Origin of the sequence: Promicromonospora kroppenstedtii DSM 19349, assembly GCF_000515355.1 — a bacterium.
Lineage (GTDB): Bacteria > Actinomycetota > Actinomycetes > Actinomycetales > Cellulomonadaceae > Promicromonospora > Promicromonospora kroppenstedtii.
In genome coordinates this window covers 1,042-2,527 of record NZ_KI911613.1, presented here as the reverse complement: position 1 = coordinate 2,527, position 1,486 = coordinate 1,042, and the positions used below count along the sequence as shown (strand labels likewise).

1 protein-coding gene is annotated in these 1,486 nt (G+C 70.7%); it reads left to right on the top strand.

Going from position 1 to position 1,486, the window contains the following annotated elements; genetic code table 11:
• Positions 1–649: 649 nt before the first annotated feature.
• A partial coding sequence (rpsB, locus tag PROKR_RS04165) for a 30S ribosomal protein S2 (RefSeq protein WP_084800239.1) occupies positions 650–1,486 on the top strand: 837 nt, incomplete at its 3' end.

Here is a 1,486-nt window from a genome sequence, read left to right as displayed (position 1 = left end):
GTAGCGCCCCGGCGGGCGGCGCCGTCGCCACGGTGACGAGAAGGATCGCGACCGCGACGAGAGCAAGGAGCGGCAGGAGGCGTCGGGCCGTGGCCTGACCACCGGTCCGGCGGGGGATACGGGAGTTCGTCATGCCGTGAGCATCGCCCGCCGGGCCGACGGGCGGGAGGGGGCCGGGACCCGCCTGTGCACGAACCGGCCCGGAGGGGCCCTGTGGTCGCACTCGTCGCCTTCTGCCGCCGTCACGAGGGTCGGTCGGGGGTCGGGAACGGCCCCCAGGACGACCCCGCAGGACCACCCGAACGAGAGCGGGCGACGTCACAGCGGGAGCCCGTCGTCGAGGTCCTCGCTGCGGGGGCCCGTCGGGTAGACTTCAACCCGCGACCGGCATGTGCTGCCAGTCCGGCAGTCGTCCAGCTCTGCTGGCCCTCTGCCTGGCAGGGGATCTCCGGTCGACATCGCGCGCCACATCGAGTCGCCTCCGGCAGTGGTCCGGCCCCAGGGTCGGCGTCGGGAACGACGTGGCGCCAGGGGCACCTTCACGAGAAGGCGCCGCCAACCGAACCGTGGCCCGGGGCTTGCGTCCTGTGCCGCCTGAAATGCGTGCGGAGCCCCGGGTCGATCCCGGACCGCACCGAAAGGACGTGTCATGGCCGTCGTGTCCATGCGCCAGCTCCTCGAGAGCGGTGTCCACTTCGGACACCAGACCCGCCGTTGGAACCCGAAGATGAAGCGCTTCATCTTCACGGAGCGCAACGGCATCTACATCGTCGACCTGCAGCAGTCGCTGCACTTCATCGACAGCGCCTACGACTTCGTCAAGGAGACGGTCGCCCACGGCGGCTCCATCCTCTTCGTCGGCACCAAGAAGCAGGCCCAGGAGCCGGTCGCAGAGCAGGCCGCCCGCGTCGGGATGCCCTACGTGAACCACCGCTGGCTCGGTGGCATGCTCACCAACTTCACCACGGTGCACAAGCGTCTCCAGCGCCTCAAGGAGCTCGAGGAGATCGACTTCGACGACGTGGCCGCCTCGGGCCTCACGAAGAAGGAGCTCCTGGTGCTGCGCCGCGAGAAGGACAAGCTCGCGCGCACCCTCGGCGGTATCCGTGACATGGCCAAGGTCCCCTCGGCCGTGTGGATCGTCGACACCAACAAGGAGCACCTCGCGGTGGACGAGGCCCGCAAGCTGGGCATCCCCGTCGTGGCGATCCTCGACACCAACTGCGACCCCGACATGGTCGACTACGCGATCCCGGGCAACGACGACGCGATCCGTTCCGTCACGCTGCTCACCCGCGTGATCGCGGACGCCGCCGCCGAGGGCCTCATGCAGCGTCACTCGGGCGGTGCCAAGACCGGCACCGAGGCCGAGGCCGCCGCCGAGCCGCTGGCCGAGTGGGAGCGCGAGCTCCTCGCCGGTGACACCACCGAGGGCACGGTCGAGACCCCGGCCGCCGCCGCCGAGGGCACCGTCGACGAGGCCGCC